This window comes from Pseudocitrobacter sp. 73, assembly GCF_008369545.1.
Classification (GTDB): Bacteria; Pseudomonadota; Gammaproteobacteria; order Enterobacterales; family Enterobacteriaceae; genus Pseudocitrobacter; species Pseudocitrobacter vendiensis.
Genome location: NZ_VTZO01000009.1, coordinates 357,518 through 376,582, shown reverse-complemented (window position 1 = coordinate 376,582; position 19,065 = coordinate 357,518). Strand labels below are relative to the sequence as shown.

The following is a 19,065-nucleotide window of genomic DNA, read 5'->3' as shown; positions in this document are numbered from 1 at the left end:
CGCTCACAATTTTTTTGTACATATATCGCGAATTTATCCATTACGTAAGGAGGCACGTAGAAATTAGTGAGCTGGCTCAAATAAAATTTGGGCCAGCGGAGGAGGAAGTGCGATGAGCTATAAACGCGAAACCTGCCTTGCCAACCGCATTAACGACTCAGCCAGCATTTCCCCCGAAATGGCCTCAGTGTTGGGCCTGCGTACGGTTTTGCGCTGGATGAGGGAAACCGGCAACAGCTGGTTGCCTGACACGCTTTGATCGGTGGACATATTTAAAAGCCGATCGACACTTCCACGCCCGAGCACAGGAAAATCCTGGCGAATAGTTGTTAAGGGCGGAATGTAGCAAGAACTGTCCTCAGTATCATCATAACCAATGACCGAGATATCCGAGCCCACGCGCAGACCATGTTCCGTGATGGCTCGCATGACGCCCAGCGCCATTTGATCGTTGGCAACTAACATTGCCGTAGGAATCACGCCATTGAACAGCATCTGCTGCGTCTGTTGAAAACCCGATAATGCGCTCCAGTCACCCTCAAGTACGGTAACAGGTTGTAAATGATGACGTTCAAGATGCGCATGCCAGCTTGCCAGCCGCAGACGCGCGGAAACAGAGGTCGAGGTGGGGCCAGAGAATAAAGCAATACGTTGATGACCATGCTCCACTAGATGCTCCACACCCAGACGCGCACCCTCATCATGTGAAAATACAACACTGTTAACTGGCGTGTGTTCTGAGACGTCCAGAAAAAGCACCGGCACATTTCCGGCCGCACGAGCGACTTTCAGCGCATCGTCGTTCTCAAGTGGAACATTGATAATAATGCCGGTTACGCGCCGGGCCAGCAGGTTATGCACGGCCTTTTCACAGGCCTCCGCACCGCCAGACTCCACCATCGCGATCACCACACTCGCGCCAGACTGATCGGCGCGTGATTTTATCGCCGCAACAATCTGCGACGGCGCATGCAGCGCCAGATTAATCGTTGCGACCCCAATCAGCGGGGACTGTTTACCCGCAAGTTGCTGTGCGGCATGGTTAGGAATGTAGTTCAGCTCCTTCATGGCGGCTTCAACTTTCGCCCGCGTTTTTGCGGAAACATGTTCGGCCTGATTCACCACTCTGGAGACCGTTTGATAGGAAACACCAGCATGAGTTGCCACGTCGTAGAGCGTTACCGCTTTCACATTCAATACCCTGAAGTCATTTGTCCTGATGCTATGATGCCACACCGTTAAGGGTTTTCCTCTGCGAGAAAGCAACGACTTCATCGGCAAGAATGGTCATTTCTGCGATGAAGTCGCCCGATGCTTACCTCTGTTTCAGAAAATCGCGATACGCCGCGACCACCTGTAAAAAATCTTCGACGCCGCACAGGGATAAACTCTCTTCATCGTAGTAGTTCATCCCCTCTTCCATTTCATCGCCGGTGAACTCAAGCTGGTTTGCGCGGATCATCACCTCTTCGCCATCCAGCCACAGCGTGTATTCGTGGCCCGCTCGCTGCCAGGAGCGCTCGCTGCCCTTTACCGCGCGAGCCGCCTCTTCGACTTCATCCAACAGCGCCAGATTCTCTTTTACTTCTTCGTTAAACCAGTGACCGACCACTTCGTGGCCCATCGACATACGCACCTTTACCCCTCCGGTAACATCGCGCAGAAATTCGTAATCCATAATCATCTTCCTCAACAAAGGCAATGCGTCAGCGCTGCATTGTACCCATGCTGTAATTATCGCAGTCGACAGGAAGAATAAAAGCGGAGCGGGTTGAAGGAATAGAAATAAAGTGCCTCTCTGTGAGGAAAAGAGAGGCGATGGGTCAACTTCTGAGCATATCGGTGCCGGATGGCGCTACGCTTATCCGGCCTACAAAAAAGTCCCCGCAGGCCAGATAAGGCGCAGCCGCCATCAGGCAAAAAAAAACCACTTCCAAAGAAGTGGCTTTTCACCGCAGGCTAAAACCTTAAACCGCAGTCTGGAAAATCACGCCATCCGCTTTCTCGGTGTACTGAGAAAGCTGGTCGAAGTTCAGATAACGGTAAGTATCGACAGCGGTTTTATCCACCTGTGTCACGTAGGTTTGATACTCGTCCGGCGTTGGCAGTTTGCCAATCAGCGCCGCAACGGCGGCCAGTTCCGCAGAAGCCAGGAAGACGTTCGCGCCGGTACCCAGACGGTTCGGGAAGTTACGGGTCGAGGTGGAGACCACCGTCGCGCCGTCTGCCACACGCGCCTGGTTACCCATACACAGTGAACAGCCCGGGATCTCAATACGCGCACCGCTCTTACCGAAGACGCTGTAGTAGCCCTCTTCCGTCAGTTGCGCGGCATCCATACGGGTTGGCGGCGCCACCCACAGGCGCGTCGGCAACTGGCCTTTGTGCGCATCCAGCAGTTTACCCGCGGCACGGAAGTGACCGATGTTAGTCATGCAGGAACCGATGAACACTTCGTCGATCTTCTCGCCCTGAACGTCAGAGAGCAGACGCGCATCATCCGGATCGTTCGGCGCGCACAGAATCGGCTCTTTGATATCGGCCAGATCGATGTCGATCACCGCTGCATACTCTGCATCTGCATCACCTTCCAGCAGCTCAGGGTTCGCCAGCCATTTTTCCATGCCCTGCACACGACGTTCCAGCGTACGACGGTCGCCATAGCCTTCGGCAATCATCCACTTCAGCAGAACGATGTTGGAGCTCAGATACTCTACAATCGGCTCTTTGTTCAGCTTAATGGTACAACCGGCAGCAGAACGTTCTGCGGACGCATCGGTCAGTTCGAACGCCTGCTCGACTTTCAGATCCGGCAGACCTTCGATTTCGAGGATGCGGCCAGAGAAGATGTTTTTCTTCCCTTTCTTCTCAACGGTCAGCAGACCTTGTTTGATAGCGTACAGCGGAATCGCGTGTACCAGGTCGCGCAGAGTAATGCCCGGCTGCATCTTGCCTTTGAAGCGCACCAGAACGGATTCCGGCATATCCAGCGGCATCACGCCGGTTGCGGCAGCAAACGCCACCAGACCGGAGCCCGCCGGGAAGGAGATACCAATCGGGAAACGGGTGTGGGAGTCACCACCGGTACCCACAGTATCCGGCAGCAGCATACGGTTCAGCCAGGAGTGGATTACGCCATCGCCCGGACGCAGCGACACGCCGCCACGGTTCATGATGAAATCTGGCAGAGTGTGGTGCGTGGTGACGTCAACCGGCTTCGGATACGCCGCGGTGTGACAGAAGGACTGCATTACCAGGTCAGAAGAGAAGCCCAGGCACGCCAGGTCTTTCAGTTCATCACGGGTCATTGGGCCGGTGGTGTCCTGAGAACCGACAGAAGTCATCTTCGGTTCGCAGTACGCGCCCGGACGAATGCCTTTCACGCCACAGGCGCGACCAACCATTTTCTGCGCCAGCGAGTAGCCACGGTCGCTTTCCGCCACGTCTTTTGCCTGACGGAACACATCGCTGTGCGGCAGACCAAGTGATTCACGCGCTTTGGTGGTCAGGCCGCGACCGATAATCAGCGGGATACGACCACCGGCACGCACTTCATCAATCAGCACGTCAGTTTTCAGTTCAAAGCTTGCCAGCAGGTCGCCGGTTTCGTGGTTACGTACTTCGCCTTTGAACGGGTAAACGTCAATCACGTCGCCCATGTTCAGGTCGTTAACGTCCACTTCAATTGGCAGTGCACCCGCATCTTCCATGGTGTTGAAGAAGATAGGCGCAATTTTGCCGCCCAGGCACAGGCCGCCGCCACGCTTGTTCGGCACATGCGGGATATCATCGCCCATGAACCACAGCACGGAGTTGGTCGCCGATTTACGCGAAGAGCCGGTACCGACAACATCACCCACGTAAGCCAGCGGGTAACCTTTCTGTTGCAGCGCTTCGATCTGTTTAATCGGGCCAACGACGCCCGGTTGATCGGGTTCGATCCCTTCTCGGGCGTTTTTCAGCATCGCCAGCGCGTGCAGCGGGATATCCGGGCGCGACCACGCATCCGGTGCCGGAGAGAGGTCATCGGTGTTGGTTTCGCCGGTCACTTTGAAGACGGTAACGGTAATTTTTTCAGCCAGCGGCGGACGGCTCAGGAACCATTCAGCGTCAGCCCAGGACTGGATCACCTGCTTCGCGTAAGCATTGCCCGCTTTCGCTTTTTCTTCTACATCGTAGAAGTTGTCGAACATCAGCAGGGTATGGGAGAGCGCTTTGGCAGCAATCGGTGCCAGTTTCGCATCGTCCAGCGCGTCGATCAGCGGATGAATGTTGTAGCCGCCCTGCATGGTGCCCAGCAGTTCAATGGCTTTTTCAGGAGTGATCAGCGGGGAAGTCGCTTCGCCTTTGGCGACAGCAGCAAGGAATCCGGCTTTGACGTAAGCAGCTTCATCAACGCCCGGCGGTACACGATTAATCAACAGGTCTAACAGGAATTCTTCTTCGCCAGCAGGCGGGTTCTTCAGCAGCTCAACCAGTGCGGCCATCTGGGTTGCATCTAAGGGTTTGGCAACAATCCCTTCGGCGGCACGCTCAGCTACGTGCTCACGGTATTCTTTTAGCACGACGGTATCTCCTCGCTCTCATTGTCATATGCGGTCGGCTCTTCTTCACGCTCCTGTGAGACAGCAGTTTGTAGGGGGTACGCCGGATACCGCAATGGGCAGAATAGCAGGATTTTAGAGAGGTGTTAATCTGTTTACAAAAAAGCAACATAAAATATTGGCTGAATCGTTAAGGATGGTCTATAAACAGTACCCTTCCCTTAAACGGGGAATTTTTAGCTGCAATGTTTGCTCACATAATTCCCTGCCTTGATTATTCATCTGTGCAATTTATCCCAAGATTAGTCAAAAATTAAACTATCGTCTCTTTATACTCACGCTTCATCGTACCTGCCGAATGCAGGCGCTTCGACCTGACGATTTCCTCCGAAATCGGGAGTATGAATATGAACCTGCCCTTTAAGCCTCATGTGCTCGCACTGATATGCAGCGCGGGATTGCTTGCCGCTGCCGGTACGCTGTACATCAAAAGCCGTACGCCAGAAGTACCTGCGCCTGCGCCCGTCGCCGCCGTTGCAACACCTGCTCCTGCTCCCGCCGTAACACCTGAGGTGAAAACCAACTATACTCCGGCGCAAATTAACCAGTGGGTCGCGCCGATTGCGCTCTACCCTGATGCACTGTTGTCACAGGTTTTGATGGCCTCCACCTACCCGGCGAACGTGGTTCAGGCGGTGCAGTGGTCGAAGGATCATCCCTCCTTGCAAGGTGATGCCGCCATTCAGGGCGTGTCTGACCAACCGTGGGATGCCAGCGTGAAATCGCTGGTCGCCTTTCCGTCGCTGATGAATATGATGGGCCAGGACCCGGTGTGGGTTGAAAATCTGGGTAATGCTTTCCTGGCGCAGCCGCAGGATGTCATGAACGCAGTGCAGCAACTGCGTGCGCTGGCACAGCAAACCGGCTCACTGAAATCGACGCCGCAACAAACCGTCACCAGCGTGCCGAAAACGGCGGTTGCCCCGGCAGCCGCTACCTCATCGTCGACCACGCAAACGACCACCGTAAAAGCCGCCCCGGCGCCATCGACGGTGATTAAAATCGAACCCGCCGACCCGCAGGTAGTGTACGTACCGAGCTACAACCCCTCAACGGTGTACGGCACCTGGCCGACACCCGCCTATCCGCCGGTTTATATTCCGCCGTCACCCGGCGAGGAGTTTACCAGCAGCCTGGTGAAAGGCTTTGGCTACAGTTTGGGTGTCGCCACCACTTACGCACTGTTCAGCAATATCGACTGGGACGATGATGACGATCATCATCACCATGATAATGATGATTACCACGGCGGCGGGGGCTACAGCCACAACGGCGATAACAACATCAATATTAATGTCGATAACTTTAACCATATCACCGGACAGAACCTGCGCGGCGAAAACGCACGCTGGCAGCACAACCCGGCATACCGCAATCAAGTGCCGTATCCCAATAACACCATTGCAAATCAGTTCCACCAGACCAACGTAGCGGGTGGCCTGAGCGCAACCCAGACGCCAGTCACCCGCGACAGCCAACGCCAGGCGGCAATGGACAAACTGTCGCAGGGCGGCATTAAAACGCCGTCACAGCCAATTGCCGCCACGCCAAAAGATGCGCAGCGTCAGGCCGCCTCAAAACAGCTACAGCAAATTGCCCAACGTGATAACTACCGTGGTTACGACACACCTCGCGCATCCGCCCAGCGTGAAGCATCAAAATCGCAGATGCAGCAGCGGCTGAATAACAGCACGCCGGAGCAGCGCAAAGAGAAGGTTCAGCAGCGCTCGCCGGAACAGCGCCAACAGCGCCAGGAAAATGTTCGCCAGCGAGTCAATTCATCAAACGCAAATGTCTTTAGCGGCAACGAAAGCCGTGGGCCTTCCTGGCAGCAGCAGGCGCAACGCGGGCAGCAGAGCCGCAACGTATTGCGTAACAATAACCGCGAAGCCGTCCGCGAACGGGCCTCTGAGCACCGCGAGTTTCACCGTCGATGAGAGCGCACACCATGAAAAAGATCCTTCTCAGCACGCTGCTGTTCTCGCTTCCCCTGGTGAGTTTTGCCCAGCAGCAGTTTGCTAACCCACTCGACGCCGCAACAGCTTTTGCCGACGCGGTGATCACCCGCAATGAACCGCAGCTTAACGCCCTGCTGGGCGATGACTGGCGGCAATTTCTTCCCCCAGAAGGCGCTGACCCGGAAGCGGTCGCCCGCTTTGAACGAGACTGGAAAATCAGCCACCGTATCGATCAACAAGGCGATACTGCCCATATCAATGTCGGTTCAGATAGCTGGCAACTCCCTTTGCCTATCGTCAAAACCGAGGCGGGCTGGCATTTTGATATGCAGGCGGCGCAGGATGAGATCATTACCCGCACCATCGGGCGCAACGAACTTTCGGCTATTGGGGCGATGCACGCCTACGTTGATGCGCAGGAAGATTACCACCTGAGAAAACAGCGTTACGCCAGCAAGCTTATCAGCAGCGAAGGCCAACAGGATGGGCTTTACTGGCCTATACAGCCCGGCGAAGCGCCAAGCCCATTGGGGCCAGCGTTCAGCCCGGTGACGCCGGGTGAAGGTTATCACGGCTACCGTTTTCGCATTATCGCCAGTAACCAATCCGACGGCTTTGCCCTGATAGCCTGGCCTGTGGAGTATGGTGAAACAGGCGTGATGAGCTTTATGGTCAGCCAGGATGATCGGGTCTATCAGGCAGACTTCGGAGAGGAAACGGCGGAGAAAGTCGCGGCAATAACCCGCTTCGATGCGGTAGCGCCGTGGCAACCGGAGGAGTAACAGGCGTAAAAAAAGCGGCTGGTTAGCCGCTTTTTATTTGCCGGATGGCAGTTGACGCCTTATCAGGTCTACCCAATCGTAGGCCTGATAAGCGAAGCGCCATCAGGCATCGTCGCGCAGAAACTTATTTCTTCTTCGCTTTCGGGTTTGGCAGGTCGGTGATGCTACCTTCGTACACTTCTGCGGCCAGGCCAACAGATTCGTGCAGCGTCGGGTGAGCATGGATGGTCAGCGCGATGTCTTCCGCGTCACAACCCATTTCGATTGCCAGACCGATTTCGCCCAGCAGCTCGCCGCCGTTGGTACCGACAATCGCACCACCGATAACACGGTGAGATTCTTTGTCGAAAATCAGTTTGGTCATACCGTCTGCGCAGTCAGAAGCGATCGCACGGCCAGAAGCAGCCCACGGGAAGGTGGCGGTTTCGTAGCTGATGCCTTTCTCTTTCGCTTCTTTCTCAGTCAGGCCAACCCATGCCACTTCTGGTTCAGTGTAGGCAATGGATGGGATAACTTTCGGGTCGAAGTAGTGTTTCTTGCCGGCGATAACTTCAGCGGCAACGTGACCTTCGTGAACACCTTTGTGTGCCAGCATCGGCTGACCGACGATATCGCCGATAGCGAAGATGTGCGGCACGTTAGTGCGCAGCTGTTTGTCAACGCGGATGAAGCCACGGTCGTCCACTTCCACGCCTGCTTTGCCTGCGTCGAGGTTTTTACCGTTCGGTACACGGCCGATAGCCACCAGCACGGCATCGTAACGCTGTGCTTCAGAAGGCGCTTTTTTGCCTTCCATGGAAACGTAGATACCGTCTTCTTTCGCTTCAACGGCAGTCACTTTGGTTTCCAGCATCAGATTGAATTTCTTGCTGATGCGTTTGGTGAAGACTTTCACCACGTCTTTGTCGGCAGCCGGGATAACCTGGTCGAACATTTCAACCACGTCAATCTGTGAACCCAGCGCATGGTATACGGTACCCATTTCCAGACCGATGATACCGCCGCCCATAACCAGCAGACGTTTCGGTACTTCTTTCAGTTCCAGCGCATCGGTGGAATCCCACACGCGCGGATCTTCATGAGGAATAAACGGCAGTTCGATCGGACGGGAACCCGCCGCGATGATCGCATTGTCGAAGTTAATCACGGTTTTGCCGTTTTCGCCTTCAACTTCCAGGGTGTTAGCCCCGGTAAATTTACCCAGACCGTTAACCACTTTCACTTTACGGCCTTTGGCCATACCGGCCAGACCGCCGGTCAGTTGGGTGATAACTTTTTCTTTCCAGGTACGAATCTTGTCGATATCGGTTTTCGGCTCGCCGAAGACGATACCGTGGTCAGCCAGTGCTTTGGCTTCTTCGATAACTTTTGCTACGTGCAGCAGTGCTTTAGAAGGGATACAGCCGACGTTCAGACAAACACCACCAAGGGTGCTGTAACGTTCTACGATGACGGTCTCCAGACCTAAATCCGCGCAACGGAAAGCAGCAGAGTAGCCTGCCGGGCCCGCCCCAAGTACCACGACCTGAGTTTTAATTTCAGTACTCATCATGACCTCTTAATTATTTCCGGCGGTCCTGGGTACTCTTGTCGCCCATATCCACCGGGACGTTCTATCCGCGTTTATATTACAAAATTGTTAACAATTTTGAAACAACAAACGGCAAACGATTTTGTCCTTTGTTGCTAATAACCCCAAAACTACGAAGAGATTATCAGAAAAAAGCCGGCCGTCAGGCCGGCTTTTTCGATTACATCACCAGGCGACGAATGTCAGACAGTGTGTTGTTGATGATGGTGATAAAGCGTGCACCATCAGCACCGTCGATCACGCGGTGGTCGAAGGAGAGAGAGATAGGCATCATCAGACGCGGTACAAACTCTTTCCCGTTCCATACCGGCTCCATCGCCGATTTGGAGACACCGAGGATAGCCACTTCCGGCGCGTTAACAATCGGTGCGAAGTGGGTCGTACCCAGGCCGCCGATGCTGGAGATAGTGAAGCAACCGCCCTGCATTTCGCCAGCCGTCAGCTTACCATCACGCGCTTTTTTGGAGATGGTGGTCAGTTCGCGAGACAGCTCGGTGATGCTCTTCTTGTTCACGTCCTTAAAGACCGGAACCACCAGGCCGTTCGGGGTATCTACCGCCACACCAATGTTGATGTATTTCTTCAGCGTCAGTTTCTGGCCATCTTCGGACAGAGAGCTGTTGAAGCGAGGCATCTGTTCCAGAGCCGCGGCAACCGCTTTCATGATGAACACAACCGGGGTGAATTTCACATCCAGTTTGCGCTTCTCAGCTTCGGCATTCTGCTGCTTACGGAACGCTTCCAGATCGGTGATATCGGTTTTGTCGAAGTGCGTAACGTGCGGAATCATCACCCAGTTACGGCTCAGGTTAGCGCCCGAGATTTTCTGGATGCGGCCCAGTTCCACTTCTTCGATTTCACCAAACTTGCTGAAGTCCACTTTCGGCCATGGCAGCATGCCCGGGATACCGCCGCCAGTGGCAGCAGCCGGTGCAGACTCAGCGCGTTTCACTGCGTCTTTCACGTAAGCCTGAACGTCTTCGCGCAGGATACGGCCTTTACGACCCGTCCCTTTCACTTTCGCCAGGTTCACGCCGAATTCGCGCGCCAGGCGACGAATCACCGGCGTTGCGTGGACGTAAGCGTCATTTTCTGCGAAGTCAGACTTGCCTTCGGCTTTCGCGGCCGGAGCCGGAGCTGCCGCAGGTGCCGGAGCGGCAGCTGCCTGAGCCGGTGCAGCAGCCGGAGCCGCAGCAGGCGCAGCGCCTTCCACTTCGAAGACCATAATCAGGGAGCCGGTTTTCACTTTATCGCCGGTGCTGATTTTGATCTCTTTTACCGTACCCGCGAACGGAGCCGGCACTTCCATAGAGGCTTTGTCGCCTTCTACGGTGATCAGAGACTGTTCGGCTTCGATTTTATCGCCAACCTTCACCATCACTTCGGTAACTTCAACTTCGTCGCCGCCGATATCTGGAACGTTAACGTCTTTCGCGCCAGATGCTGCCGGAGCAGCCGCCGCCGGAGCAGCTTCCGCTTTTGCCGGAGCCGCAGCAGGTGCAGCACCCGCCACTTCGAAGACCATGATCAGAGAACCGGTAGACACTTTGTCGCCGGTGTTGATTTTGATCTCTTTAACCACGCCCGCAAACGGAGCCGGAACTTCCATAGAGGCTTTGTCGCCTTCTACGGTGATCAGAGACTGTTCAGCCGCGATGGTGTCGCCCACTTTCACCATGATCTCAGTGACTTCAACTTCGTCGCCGCCGATGTCCGGTACGTGAACGTCTTTCGCCGCTGCCGCAGCAGGTGCTGCTGCCGGAGCCGCTTCTTTCTTCTCTTCTGCCTTGGCAGGTGCAGCATCAGCTGCACCGTCGGCGGAATCGAAAATCATGATCAGTTTGCCGGTCTCGGTTTTGTCGCCGACAGAGACTTTAATCTCTTTTACGACGCCAGCCTGCGGAGACGGAACTTCCATAGAGGCTTTGTCGCCTTCTACGGTGATCAGCGACTGTTCAGCTTCAACTTTGTCGCCAACTTTGACCAGGATCTCGGTGATTTCAACTTCATCAGACCCGATATCCGGTACATTGATTTCGATAGCCATTATTCTTTTACCTCTTACGCCAGACGCGGGTTAACTTTTTCTGCATCGATGTTGAATTTGGTAATTGCGTCAGCAACCACTTTCTTATCGATTTCGCCACGTTTAGCCAGTTCGCCCAGCGCCGCTACAACCACGTAGGAAGCATCAACTTCGAAGTGGTGACGCAGGTTTTCACGGCTGTCGGAACGACCGAAGCCATCAGTACCCAGTACGCGGTAGTCATCAGCCGGTACATAAGTACGGACCTGCTCGGCGAACAGTTTCATATAGTCGGTGGAAGCCACTGCCGGAGCGTCGTTCATCACCTGAGCGATGTACGGAACGCGCGGGGTTTCCATCGGGTGCAGCATGTTCCAGCGCTCACAATCCTGACCATCACGCGCCAGTTCAGTGAAGGACGTTACGCTATAAACGTCAGAACCTACGCCGTAATCTTTCGCCAGGATCTGTGCTGCTTCACGGACGTGACGCAGGATAGAGCCGGAGCCCAGCAGCTGAACTTTACCTTTGCTACCTTCAATGGTTTCGAGTTTGTAGATACCTTTACGGATACCTTCCTCAGCACCTTCCGGCATGGCCGGCATGTGGTAGTTTTCGTTCAGGGTGGTGATGTAGTAGTAAACGTTCTCTTGTTTCTCACCGTACATACGCTCCAGACCATCATGCATGATGACCGCAACTTCGTACGCGTAAGACGGATCGTAAGAGATACAGTTCGGGATAGTCAGAGACTGAATATGGCTGTGACCATCTTCGTGCTGCAGACCTTCGCCGTTCAGGGTCGTACGACCAGAAGTACCACCAATCAGGAACCCACGTGCCTGCTGGTCGCCTGCCTGCCAGCACAGGTCGCCGATACGCTGGAACCCGAACATGGAGTAGTAGATGTAGAACGGGATCATCGGCAGATTGTTGGTGCTGTAAGAGGTCGCAGCAGCCAGCCAGGATGCGCCGGCACCCAGTTCGTTGATGCCTTCCTGCAGAATCTGACCTTTCTCGTCTTCTTTGTAGTAAGCAACCTGCTCACGGTCCTGCGGGGTGTACTGCTGACCGTTCGGGCTGTAGATACCAATCTGACGGAACAGACCTTCCATACCGAAAGTACGCGCTTCATCGGCGATGATTGGAACCAGACGATCTTTGATTGACTTGTTCTTCAGCATCACGTTCAGGGCACGAACGAAAGCGATAGTCGTAGAGATCTCTTTATTCTGCTCTTCCAGCAGCGGTGCGAAATCTTCCAGGGTCGGCATTTCCAGCTTCTCAGTGAAGTGGGTCTGGCGGCTCGGCAGATAACCGTGCAGTTTCTGACGCTGAGCGTGCAGATAAGTATGCTCCGGAGAACCTTCCGGGAAGGTCAGGTAAGAGAGGTTTTCCACCTGCTCGTCGGTTACAGGAACATTGAAGCGGTCGCGGATATAGCGCACGCCGTCCATGTTCATTTTCTTAACCTGGTGAGCGATGTTTTTACCTTCAGCGGTATCACCCATGCCGTAACCTTTAATGGTATGGGCCAGGATAACAGTCGCTTTGCCTTTGGTTTCCTGCGCTTTTTTCAGTGCAGCGTAAACTTTCTTCGGATCGTGACCACCACGGTTCAGTGCCCAGATCTGCTCATCAGTCCAGTCTGCAACCAGGGCTGCGGTTTCCGGATATTTACCGAAGAAGTGCTCACGGACGTAAGCGCCATCTTTGGATTTGAAGGTCTGGTAATCGCCGTCGACGGTTTCTTCCATCAGTTGGATCAGTTTACCGCTGGTGTCTTTACGCAGCAGCTCATCCCAACGACTCCCCCAGATAACCTTGATAACGTTCCAGCCAGCACCACCGAAGATGCCTTCCAGTTCGTTAATGATCTTGCCGTTACCGGTGACCGGACCATCAAGACGCTGCAGGTTACAGTTGATAACGAAGACCAGGTTATCCAGTTTTTCACGGGTGGCGATGGTGATCGCACCTTTGGATTCTGGTTCGTCCATCTCGCCGTCGCCGAGGAACGCGTAAACGGTCTGTTTAGAAGTATCTTTCAGGCCACGGTGTTCCAGATATTTCAGGAATTTAGCCTGGTAGATAGCACCGATTGGGCCCAGACCCATTGATACGGTCGGGAACTGCCAGAATTCCGGCATCAGTTTCGGGTGCGGGTAAGAAGAAAGACCTTTACCGTGAACTTCCTGACGGAAGTTGTTCATCTGTTCTTCGGTCAGACGGCCTTCAAGGAATGCACGTGCGTAAACGCCCGGAGAGATGTGGCCCTGGAAGTAAACCAGATCGCCGCCATCCTGCTCGTTGCGAGCACGGAAGAAGTGGTTGAAACACACTTCGTAGAAGGTTGCGGAAGACTGGAAGGATGCCATATGGCCGCCCAGTTCCAGATCTTTCTTGGATGCACGCAGAACGGTCATGATCGCGTTCCAGCGGATAGCAGAGCGAATACGACGTTCCAGATCCAGATCGCCCGGGTATTCCGGTTCGTCTTCAACGGCAATAGTGTTTACATAACCGCTAGCACCTGCACCAGCCGCTACCTGAACGCCGCCTTTACGGGCTTCAGACAGCACCTGGTCGATCAGATACTGAGCGCGCTCAACACCTTCTTCACGGATAACCGATTCGATCGCCTGTAACCAGTCGCGAGTTTCGATCGGATCCACGTCATTTGGGAAACGTTCTGACATGGGGTTTTCCTTATCTATCTAGTACGTTGATTTATCTGGAACCTGTCCCATTGTGCTTTCACGGGAAAACACAATAAGACAGGTTCTGTGTTTAGTTGCCGTGCGCCTTAAGGCGCTTTTCTCATCTTTCTGGTAAAACCGCTGCCAGAAAAAACTCAATCCTTGCGCTGTTGCAGGCGACGTAACGAGCGTTCACGACGGCTCTGTTCACGGCTCCTGTCCAGCAAAATTTCTTCAATAAAGGCCAGGTGACGGTGCGACGCTTCACGCGCCTGCTCCGGTTCACCGGCGACAATCGCCTCGAAAATCCGGGTGCGATGGTTGCTCACCTGCGGGAGCATCTCCCGACGGGCATACAGCAACTCGAAGTTCTGCCGAACGTTTTGTGCCAACATCGGCTCCATACACCTTAGCAAATGGAGCAACACCACATTGTGGGCGGCTTCGGTCACGGCGATTTGATACTGGACGACGGCGCTCGACTCTGCGTCGAGGTCGCCCGATTGTTGAGCCCGTTCGATGGCCTGATGCAGCTCGCGAATACGTTCGCGGTCTTCATCAGTGCTGCGCAGTGCCGCGTAATACGCCGCGATACCTTCAAGCGCGTGACGGGTTTCAAGCAGATCAAACTGGGATTCAGGGTGGTCGGACAGAAGTTCTACCAGCGGATCGCTGAAGCTCTGCCACAAGCTGCTTTGGACAAAAGTCCCGCCGCCCTGGCGACGAAGCAGTAACCCTTTCGCTTCGAGACGTTGAATCGCCTCACGCAGCGAGGGACGGGATACGTCGAACTGTTTTGCCAGTTCGCGTTCAGGTGGAAGTTTTTCGCCGGGGCGTAATGTCCCCTCAAGAATCAAAAACTCCAACTGCTGCTCAATCACATCAGAAAGTTTTGGTTGGCGGATTTTGCTGTAGGCCATAGTTCCCTGTACCTGCCATTAGCCCGGAGTCAATTGGTCTTACCAATTTCAAGTTCGTAGCGCTAAAGTAACAAAGTATTCACCTTCTGTCCATACAGGTTTTGATTGAAATCAGTAAACCACGCACTTTTTAACAACATTACAGAAATGATGTTTCAGAATTGTAACCTTGCACAAAAAATGTCTTTACCACGTTAGAAGTACAATTAACGAAAAATATACGAAAATTACGCAAACTGAAGCGTTTCACTTTGCCAGTTAATGAATAGTTATGCATTTATTGCTGGCAAAATGTACATGCTTACCCACTTCTGGGGCTGACTGCTACACTTACAACTGGTTTCTTTTTATTCGATCCGTCATCAACCATTCATAAAGCAGGTGCATTTCTGCGCGCTTACCACTATTCTTCCCAGGACGAAAGAGTTCCTCTCATTTTTATTCGCCCTCTTTCGTAAACATATAAATACAGGGAACGGAATCCCCTGATTACAAACGTACAAATAACAACCACACACGAGGTTTCATGATGGAAGGTCAACAGCACAGCGACCAGCTGAAGCGCGGCCTCAAAAACCGCCACATCCAGCTGATTGCGCTGGGTGGAGCTATCGGTACCGGCCTGTTTCTCGGCAGTGCCTCCGTTATCCAGTCAGCCGGTCCGGGCATTATTCTGGGTTATGCCATTGCAGGCTTTATTGCCTTCCTGATCATGCGCCAGCTCGGTGAAATGGTCGTGGAAGAGCCGGTAGCCGGGTCATTCAGCCACTTCGCCTATAAATACTGGGGCAGCTTCGCCGGCTTCGCATCAGGCTGGAACTATTGGGTGCTGTACGTGCTGGTTGCCATGGCGGAACTCACCGCTGTCGGCAAATACATCCAGTTCTGGTACCCGGAAATTCCGACCTGGGCTTCCGCAGCGGCCTTCTTTATTCTGATTAACGCCATTAACCTCACCAACGTAAAAGTGTTTGGGGAAATGGAGTTCTGGTTCGCCATCATTAAAGTGGTCGCGGTTGTGGGCATGATCCTGTTCGGCGGCTGGCTGCTGTTCAGTGGTAACGCCGGCCCGCAGGCGACAGTTCGCAACCTGTGGGAACAGGGCGGCTTCCTGCCACACGGCATGCAAGGACTGGTGATGATGATGGCTATCATCATGTTCTCTTTCGGCGGGCTAGAGCTTGTGGGGATCACCGCCGCAGAAGCCGACAACCCGGAGCAGAGCATTCCGAAAGCAACCAACCAGGTGATTTACCGTATTCTGATTTTCTATGTGGGTTCGCTGGCCGTTCTGCTTTCTCTGCTGCCGTGGACGCGCGTCACCGCTGATGTCAGCCCGTTTGTTCTGATCTTCCACGAACTGGGCGATACGCTGGTGGCTAACGCGCTGAACGTGGTGGTACTGACCGCAGCGCTCTCCGTTTATAATAGTTGCGTCTACTGTAACAGCCGCATGTTGTTCGGCCTGGCCCAGCAGGGAAATGCGCCCAAAGCGCTGCTCTCCGTCGATAAACGTGGCGTACCGGTCAACACGATTCTGGTTTCCGCTGTGGTGACCGCGCTGTGCGTGCTGATCAACTACCTGGCCCCAGAATCCGCGTTCGGCCTGCTGATGGCGCTGGTGGTTTCTGCGCTGGTGATCAACTGGGCGATGATTAGCCTTGCGCACATGAAATTCCGCAAAGCGAAACAGCAACAGGGCGTTACGCCGCGCTTCCCGGCGCTGCTCTACCCGCTCGGTAACTGGGTCTGCCTGCTGTTTATGGCGGCGGTGCTGGTTATTATGCTGATGACACCGGGGATGGCGATCTCCGTGTATCTGATCCCGGTGTGGATCTGCATTCTGGGTGTTGGCTACATGCTTAAACAGAAGGGTGCGAAAACGGCTGTGAAGGCGCATTAATCTCTCCTCTGGCCCCTTCCCTCTGGAAGGGGCCGACTCTGTTACCCGCTTCACACTTTCCTCTGCTCAGCTAATTAGTCCATATCCTCACCGTTATACTGCAACGCATTTCGCGGGCCGCCAGCCAATAATTCTCTCCATACCGTCAGAGGGAGTTTCGGCAATGAATAACAATAAGTTATCAGTCAGAGAGAAAATTGGTTATGGCATGGGAGACGCCGGATGCAACATCATCTTCGGCGCTATCATGCTGTTCGTTAACTACTTTTATACCGATATTTTTGGCCTCGCCCCGGCGTTGGTCGGCGTGCTGCTGCTTTCGGTTCGCGTGATTGACGCTGTCACCGATCCCATCATGGGCGCGCTGGCCGACCGTACCCGCAGTAAGTATGGGCGATTTCGTCCATGGTTGCTGTGGATAGCGTTCCCTTACGCGCTATTCAGCGTACTGATGTTTACCACCCCGGACTGGACCTACAGCAGCAAAGTTATCTATGCGTTTGTCACCTATTTCCTGCTGTCGATTACCTACACCGCCATCAACATTCCCTATTGCTCCCTGGGTAGCGTCATCACCAATGACCCCAAAGAGCGCGTCGCCTGTCAATCTTATCGCTTCGTTCTGGTAGGTATCGCCACCTTGCTGCTCTCATTGAGCCTGTTACCCATGGTCGACTGGTTTGGCGGTGGCGATAAAGCCAAAGGCTACCAAATGGCGATGACCGTGCTGGCGTTTATCGGTATGTGTATGTTCCTGTTCTGCTTCGCAAGCGTACGTGAGCGCGTTAAACCCGCCGTGCAAACCAACGATGAACTGAAGCAAGACCTGAAAGATGTATGGAAAAATGACCAGTGGGTGCGCATCCTGCTGCTCACACTGTGTAACGTCTGCCCGGGCTTTATCCGCATGGCGGCGACCATGTATTACGTCACCTGGGTGATGGGCCAGAGCACGCATTTTGCCACACTGTTTATCAGCCTCGGCGTCGTCGGTATGATGTTCGGCAGCATGCTGGCAAAGGTCCTCACCGACCGCTGGTGTAAACTCAAGGTCTTCTTCTGGACGAACATCGCGCTGGCGATTATCTCTATCGCCTTCTATTTCTTCGACCCGCGCGCGACGGTCATGATTGTCGTGCTCTACTTCCTGCTCAACATCCTGCATCAAATCCCCTCCCCGCTGCACTGGTCGCTGATGGCGGACGTCGATGACTACGGCGAGTGGAAAACCGGCAAACGTATCACCGGGATTAGCTTCTCCGGCAACCTCTTCTTCCTCAAGGTCGGGCTGGCGATTGCAGGCGCAATGGTGGGCTTCCTGCTCTCCTGGTATGGCTACGATGCGGGCGCGAAGCAGCAAAGCGAAACCACCCTCAACGGTATCATGCTGCTGTTTACTGTCATTCCAGGCGTCGGGTATCTGCTTACCGCCGGGATCGTGCGGATGCTGAAGGTGGACCGTGAACTGATGAAGCAGATCCAGTCCGATTTAGAAAAGCGTCGTACGAACTATCGTGAACTGAACGAATATCATGAGTTGAAAACATCCGGAGACGTAAGGAAAGCATAATGAAAAACTGGCCCAATCCCTTTATTGAACAGCGCGCCGATCCCTTCATTTTGCATCATCAGGGAGAGTACTACTTTATCGCCTCTGTGCCGGAATATGACCGGCTGGAGATCCGCCGCGCCAGCACGCTTGAAGGGCTGCCCAGCGCGGATGCGGTTGTGGTCTGGCGTAAACCCGCAAGCGGACCGATGTGCGAACTTATCTGGGCGCCAGAACTGCATCACATAAACGGTCAATGGGTGATTTACTTCGCCGCCGCATCAACGCAGGCGCTGGACTCTCTCGGTATGTTCCAGCACCGGATGTATGCACTGACCTGCGACGATGCGGATCCACTCAGCGGAGAATGGACTGAACGTGGCCAGGTGAAAACGCCGTTCGATACTTTCTGTCTGGATGCCACGACGTTTTATCATCAGGGAAAACAGTGGTATCTGTGGGCGCAAAAATCGCCAGATATTGCCGGGAACTCCAATATCTATCTGGCGGAACTGGAAAATCCGTGGACGCTAAAAGGCGAGCCGGTGATGCTCAGCAAACCAGAGTTTGACTGGGAGTGCCGGGGCTTTCTGGTCAATGAAGGGCCTGCGGTACTGGTGCATGGCGATAAACTCTTTATCAGCTACTCCGCCAGCGCCACCGATGAAAATTACTGCATGGGCCTGCTGTGGATTGATCTGAATGCCGACATGACAAAGCCGGGAAACTGGCATAAATCATCGCAACCGGTGTTCACCACCAGCGATGAAAACCGCCAGTACGGGCCGGGGCACAACAGCTTTACCCAAACGCCGGAAGGGGAAGATGTGCTGGTGTATCACGCGAGGAATTACACGGAAATTGAAGGCGACCCGTTATACGACCCGAATCGCCATACGCGGTTGAAACTGGTGCGCTGGCAGGAAGATGGCATGCCGGATTTCGGCGTGCCGCCAGCGGATACGATTTGAGCCGGTGCCCGGTGGCGCTAGCGCTTACCGGGCCTACAAGACACGCCAATCAGGCCACACCC

At 54.2% G+C, this 19,065-nt stretch carries 12 protein-coding genes; 5 read left to right on the top strand and 7 right to left on the bottom strand.

All coding sequences use genetic code 11. From position 1 onward, the window contains the following. Positions 1-117: 117 nt before the first annotated feature. The 3 genes from F0Q32_RS11275 to acnB form a co-directional block, all read right to left on the bottom strand. Positions 118-1,191, bottom strand: a complete 1,074-nt coding sequence (locus F0Q32_RS11275) for a LacI family DNA-binding transcriptional regulator (protein ID WP_149463135.1) — start codon at positions 1,189-1,191, stop codon at positions 118-120. 124 nt (positions 1,192-1,315) lie between these two features. After that, positions 1,316-1,678, bottom strand: a complete 363-nt coding sequence (gene yacL / locus F0Q32_RS11270) for a protein YacL (RefSeq protein WP_015965890.1) — start codon at positions 1,676-1,678, stop codon at positions 1,316-1,318. A 289-nt stretch (positions 1,679-1,967) separates the two neighbouring features. After that, positions 1,968-4,565, bottom strand: coding sequence for a bifunctional aconitate hydratase 2/2-methylisocitrate dehydratase (gene acnB, locus F0Q32_RS11265; protein ID WP_149463134.1), 2,598 nt, complete (start codon positions 4,563-4,565; stop codon positions 1,968-1,970). A 386-nt stretch (positions 4,566-4,951) separates the two neighbouring features. Here acnB and F0Q32_RS11260 point away from each other — a divergent pair, with 386 nt between their 5' ends. Together F0Q32_RS11260 and F0Q32_RS11255 are read left to right on the top strand one after the other, a co-directional pair. Further along, positions 4,952-6,541, top strand: coding sequence for a DUF3300 domain-containing protein (locus F0Q32_RS11260; protein WP_149463133.1), 1,590 nt, complete (start codon positions 4,952-4,954; stop codon positions 6,539-6,541). 11 nt (positions 6,542-6,552) lie between these two features. Beyond that, positions 6,553-7,344 carry a DUF2950 family protein gene (locus F0Q32_RS11255; RefSeq protein ID WP_149463132.1) on the top strand — a complete coding sequence of 264 codons (792 nt, stop codon included), beginning with the start codon at positions 6,553-6,555 and terminating at the stop codon, positions 7,342-7,344. Between the two features lie 124 nt (positions 7,345-7,468). On the opposite strand, the gene lpdA is transcribed toward F0Q32_RS11255, so the two are convergent. The 4 genes from lpdA to pdhR form a co-directional block, all read right to left on the bottom strand. Then, entirely contained in the window at positions 7,469-8,893 is a 1,425-nt protein-coding gene (gene lpdA / locus F0Q32_RS11250; protein WP_149463131.1) for a dihydrolipoyl dehydrogenase, read from the bottom strand. 202 nt (positions 8,894-9,095) lie between these two features. Next, positions 9,096-10,982 (bottom strand): pyruvate dehydrogenase complex dihydrolipoyllysine-residue acetyltransferase, encoded by a 1,887-nt coding sequence (gene aceF, locus F0Q32_RS11245; RefSeq protein ID WP_149463130.1) that lies wholly within the window; start codon positions 10,980-10,982, stop codon positions 9,096-9,098. A gap of 14 nt (positions 10,983-10,996) precedes the next feature. Continuing rightward, complete coding sequence (gene aceE, locus F0Q32_RS11240) at positions 10,997-13,660, bottom strand: pyruvate dehydrogenase (acetyl-transferring), homodimeric type (protein WP_149463129.1); 2,664 nt, start codon at positions 13,658-13,660, stop codon at positions 10,997-10,999. A gap of 155 nt (positions 13,661-13,815) precedes the next feature. Continuing rightward, the gene (gene pdhR, locus F0Q32_RS11235; protein ID WP_015965898.1) at positions 13,816-14,580 is read right to left on the bottom strand and encodes a pyruvate dehydrogenase complex transcriptional repressor PdhR; all 765 of its coding nucleotides are present in this window, start codon (positions 14,578-14,580) and stop codon (positions 13,816-13,818) included. Between the two features lie 526 nt (positions 14,581-15,106). Between pdhR and aroP the strand changes: the two genes are divergently transcribed. The 3 genes from aroP to F0Q32_RS11220 all read left to right on the top strand — a co-directional run bounded on the left by aroP (position 15,107) and on the right by F0Q32_RS11220 (position 19,003). Further along, positions 15,107-16,483 (top strand): aromatic amino acid transporter AroP, encoded by a 1,377-nt coding sequence (gene aroP, locus F0Q32_RS11230; protein WP_149463128.1) that lies wholly within the window; start codon positions 15,107-15,109, stop codon positions 16,481-16,483. 163 nt (positions 16,484-16,646) lie between these two features. Continuing rightward, positions 16,647-18,053 (top strand): glycoside-pentoside-hexuronide (GPH):cation symporter, encoded by a 1,407-nt coding sequence (locus F0Q32_RS11225; RefSeq protein ID WP_149463127.1) that lies wholly within the window; start codon positions 16,647-16,649, stop codon positions 18,051-18,053. Further along, positions 18,053-19,003: a family 43 glycosylhydrolase gene (locus F0Q32_RS11220; RefSeq protein WP_149463126.1), complete on the top strand. Its 951-nt coding sequence runs from the start codon at positions 18,053-18,055 to the stop codon at positions 19,001-19,003. Before F0Q32_RS11225 ends, F0Q32_RS11220 begins: the two co-directional genes overlap by 1 nt. The last annotated feature ends 62 nt before the right edge of the window (positions 19,004-19,065 follow it).

Coding starts and splice junctions, on each gene's coding strand:
- aroP (WP_149463128.1), top strand. CDS start 15,107: ATGATGGAAGGTCAACAGCACAGCGACCAGCTGAAGCGCGGCCTCAAA.
- F0Q32_RS11260 (WP_149463133.1), top strand. CDS start 4,952: ATGAACCTGCCCTTTAAGCCTCATGTGCTCGCACTGATATGCAGCGCG.
- pdhR (WP_015965898.1), bottom strand. CDS start 14,580: ATGGCCTACAGCAAAATCCGCCAACCAAAACTTTCTGATGTGATTGAG.
- aceE (WP_149463129.1), bottom strand. CDS start 13,660: ATGTCAGAACGTTTCCCAAATGACGTGGATCCGATCGAAACTCGCGAC.
- F0Q32_RS11225 (WP_149463127.1), top strand. CDS start 16,647: ATGAATAACAATAAGTTATCAGTCAGAGAGAAAATTGGTTATGGCATG.
- lpdA (WP_149463131.1), bottom strand. CDS start 8,893: ATGAGTACTGAAATTAAAACTCAGGTCGTGGTACTTGGGGCGGGCCCG.
- F0Q32_RS11255 (WP_149463132.1), top strand. CDS start 6,553: ATGAAAAAGATCCTTCTCAGCACGCTGCTGTTCTCGCTTCCCCTGGTG.
- aceF (WP_149463130.1), bottom strand. CDS start 10,982: ATGGCTATCGAAATCAATGTACCGGATATCGGGTCTGATGAAGTTGAA.
- F0Q32_RS11220 (WP_149463126.1), top strand. CDS start 18,053: ATGAAAAACTGGCCCAATCCCTTTATTGAACAGCGCGCCGATCCCTTC.
- yacL (WP_015965890.1), bottom strand. CDS start 1,678: ATGGATTACGAATTTCTGCGCGATGTTACCGGAGGGGTAAAGGTGCGT.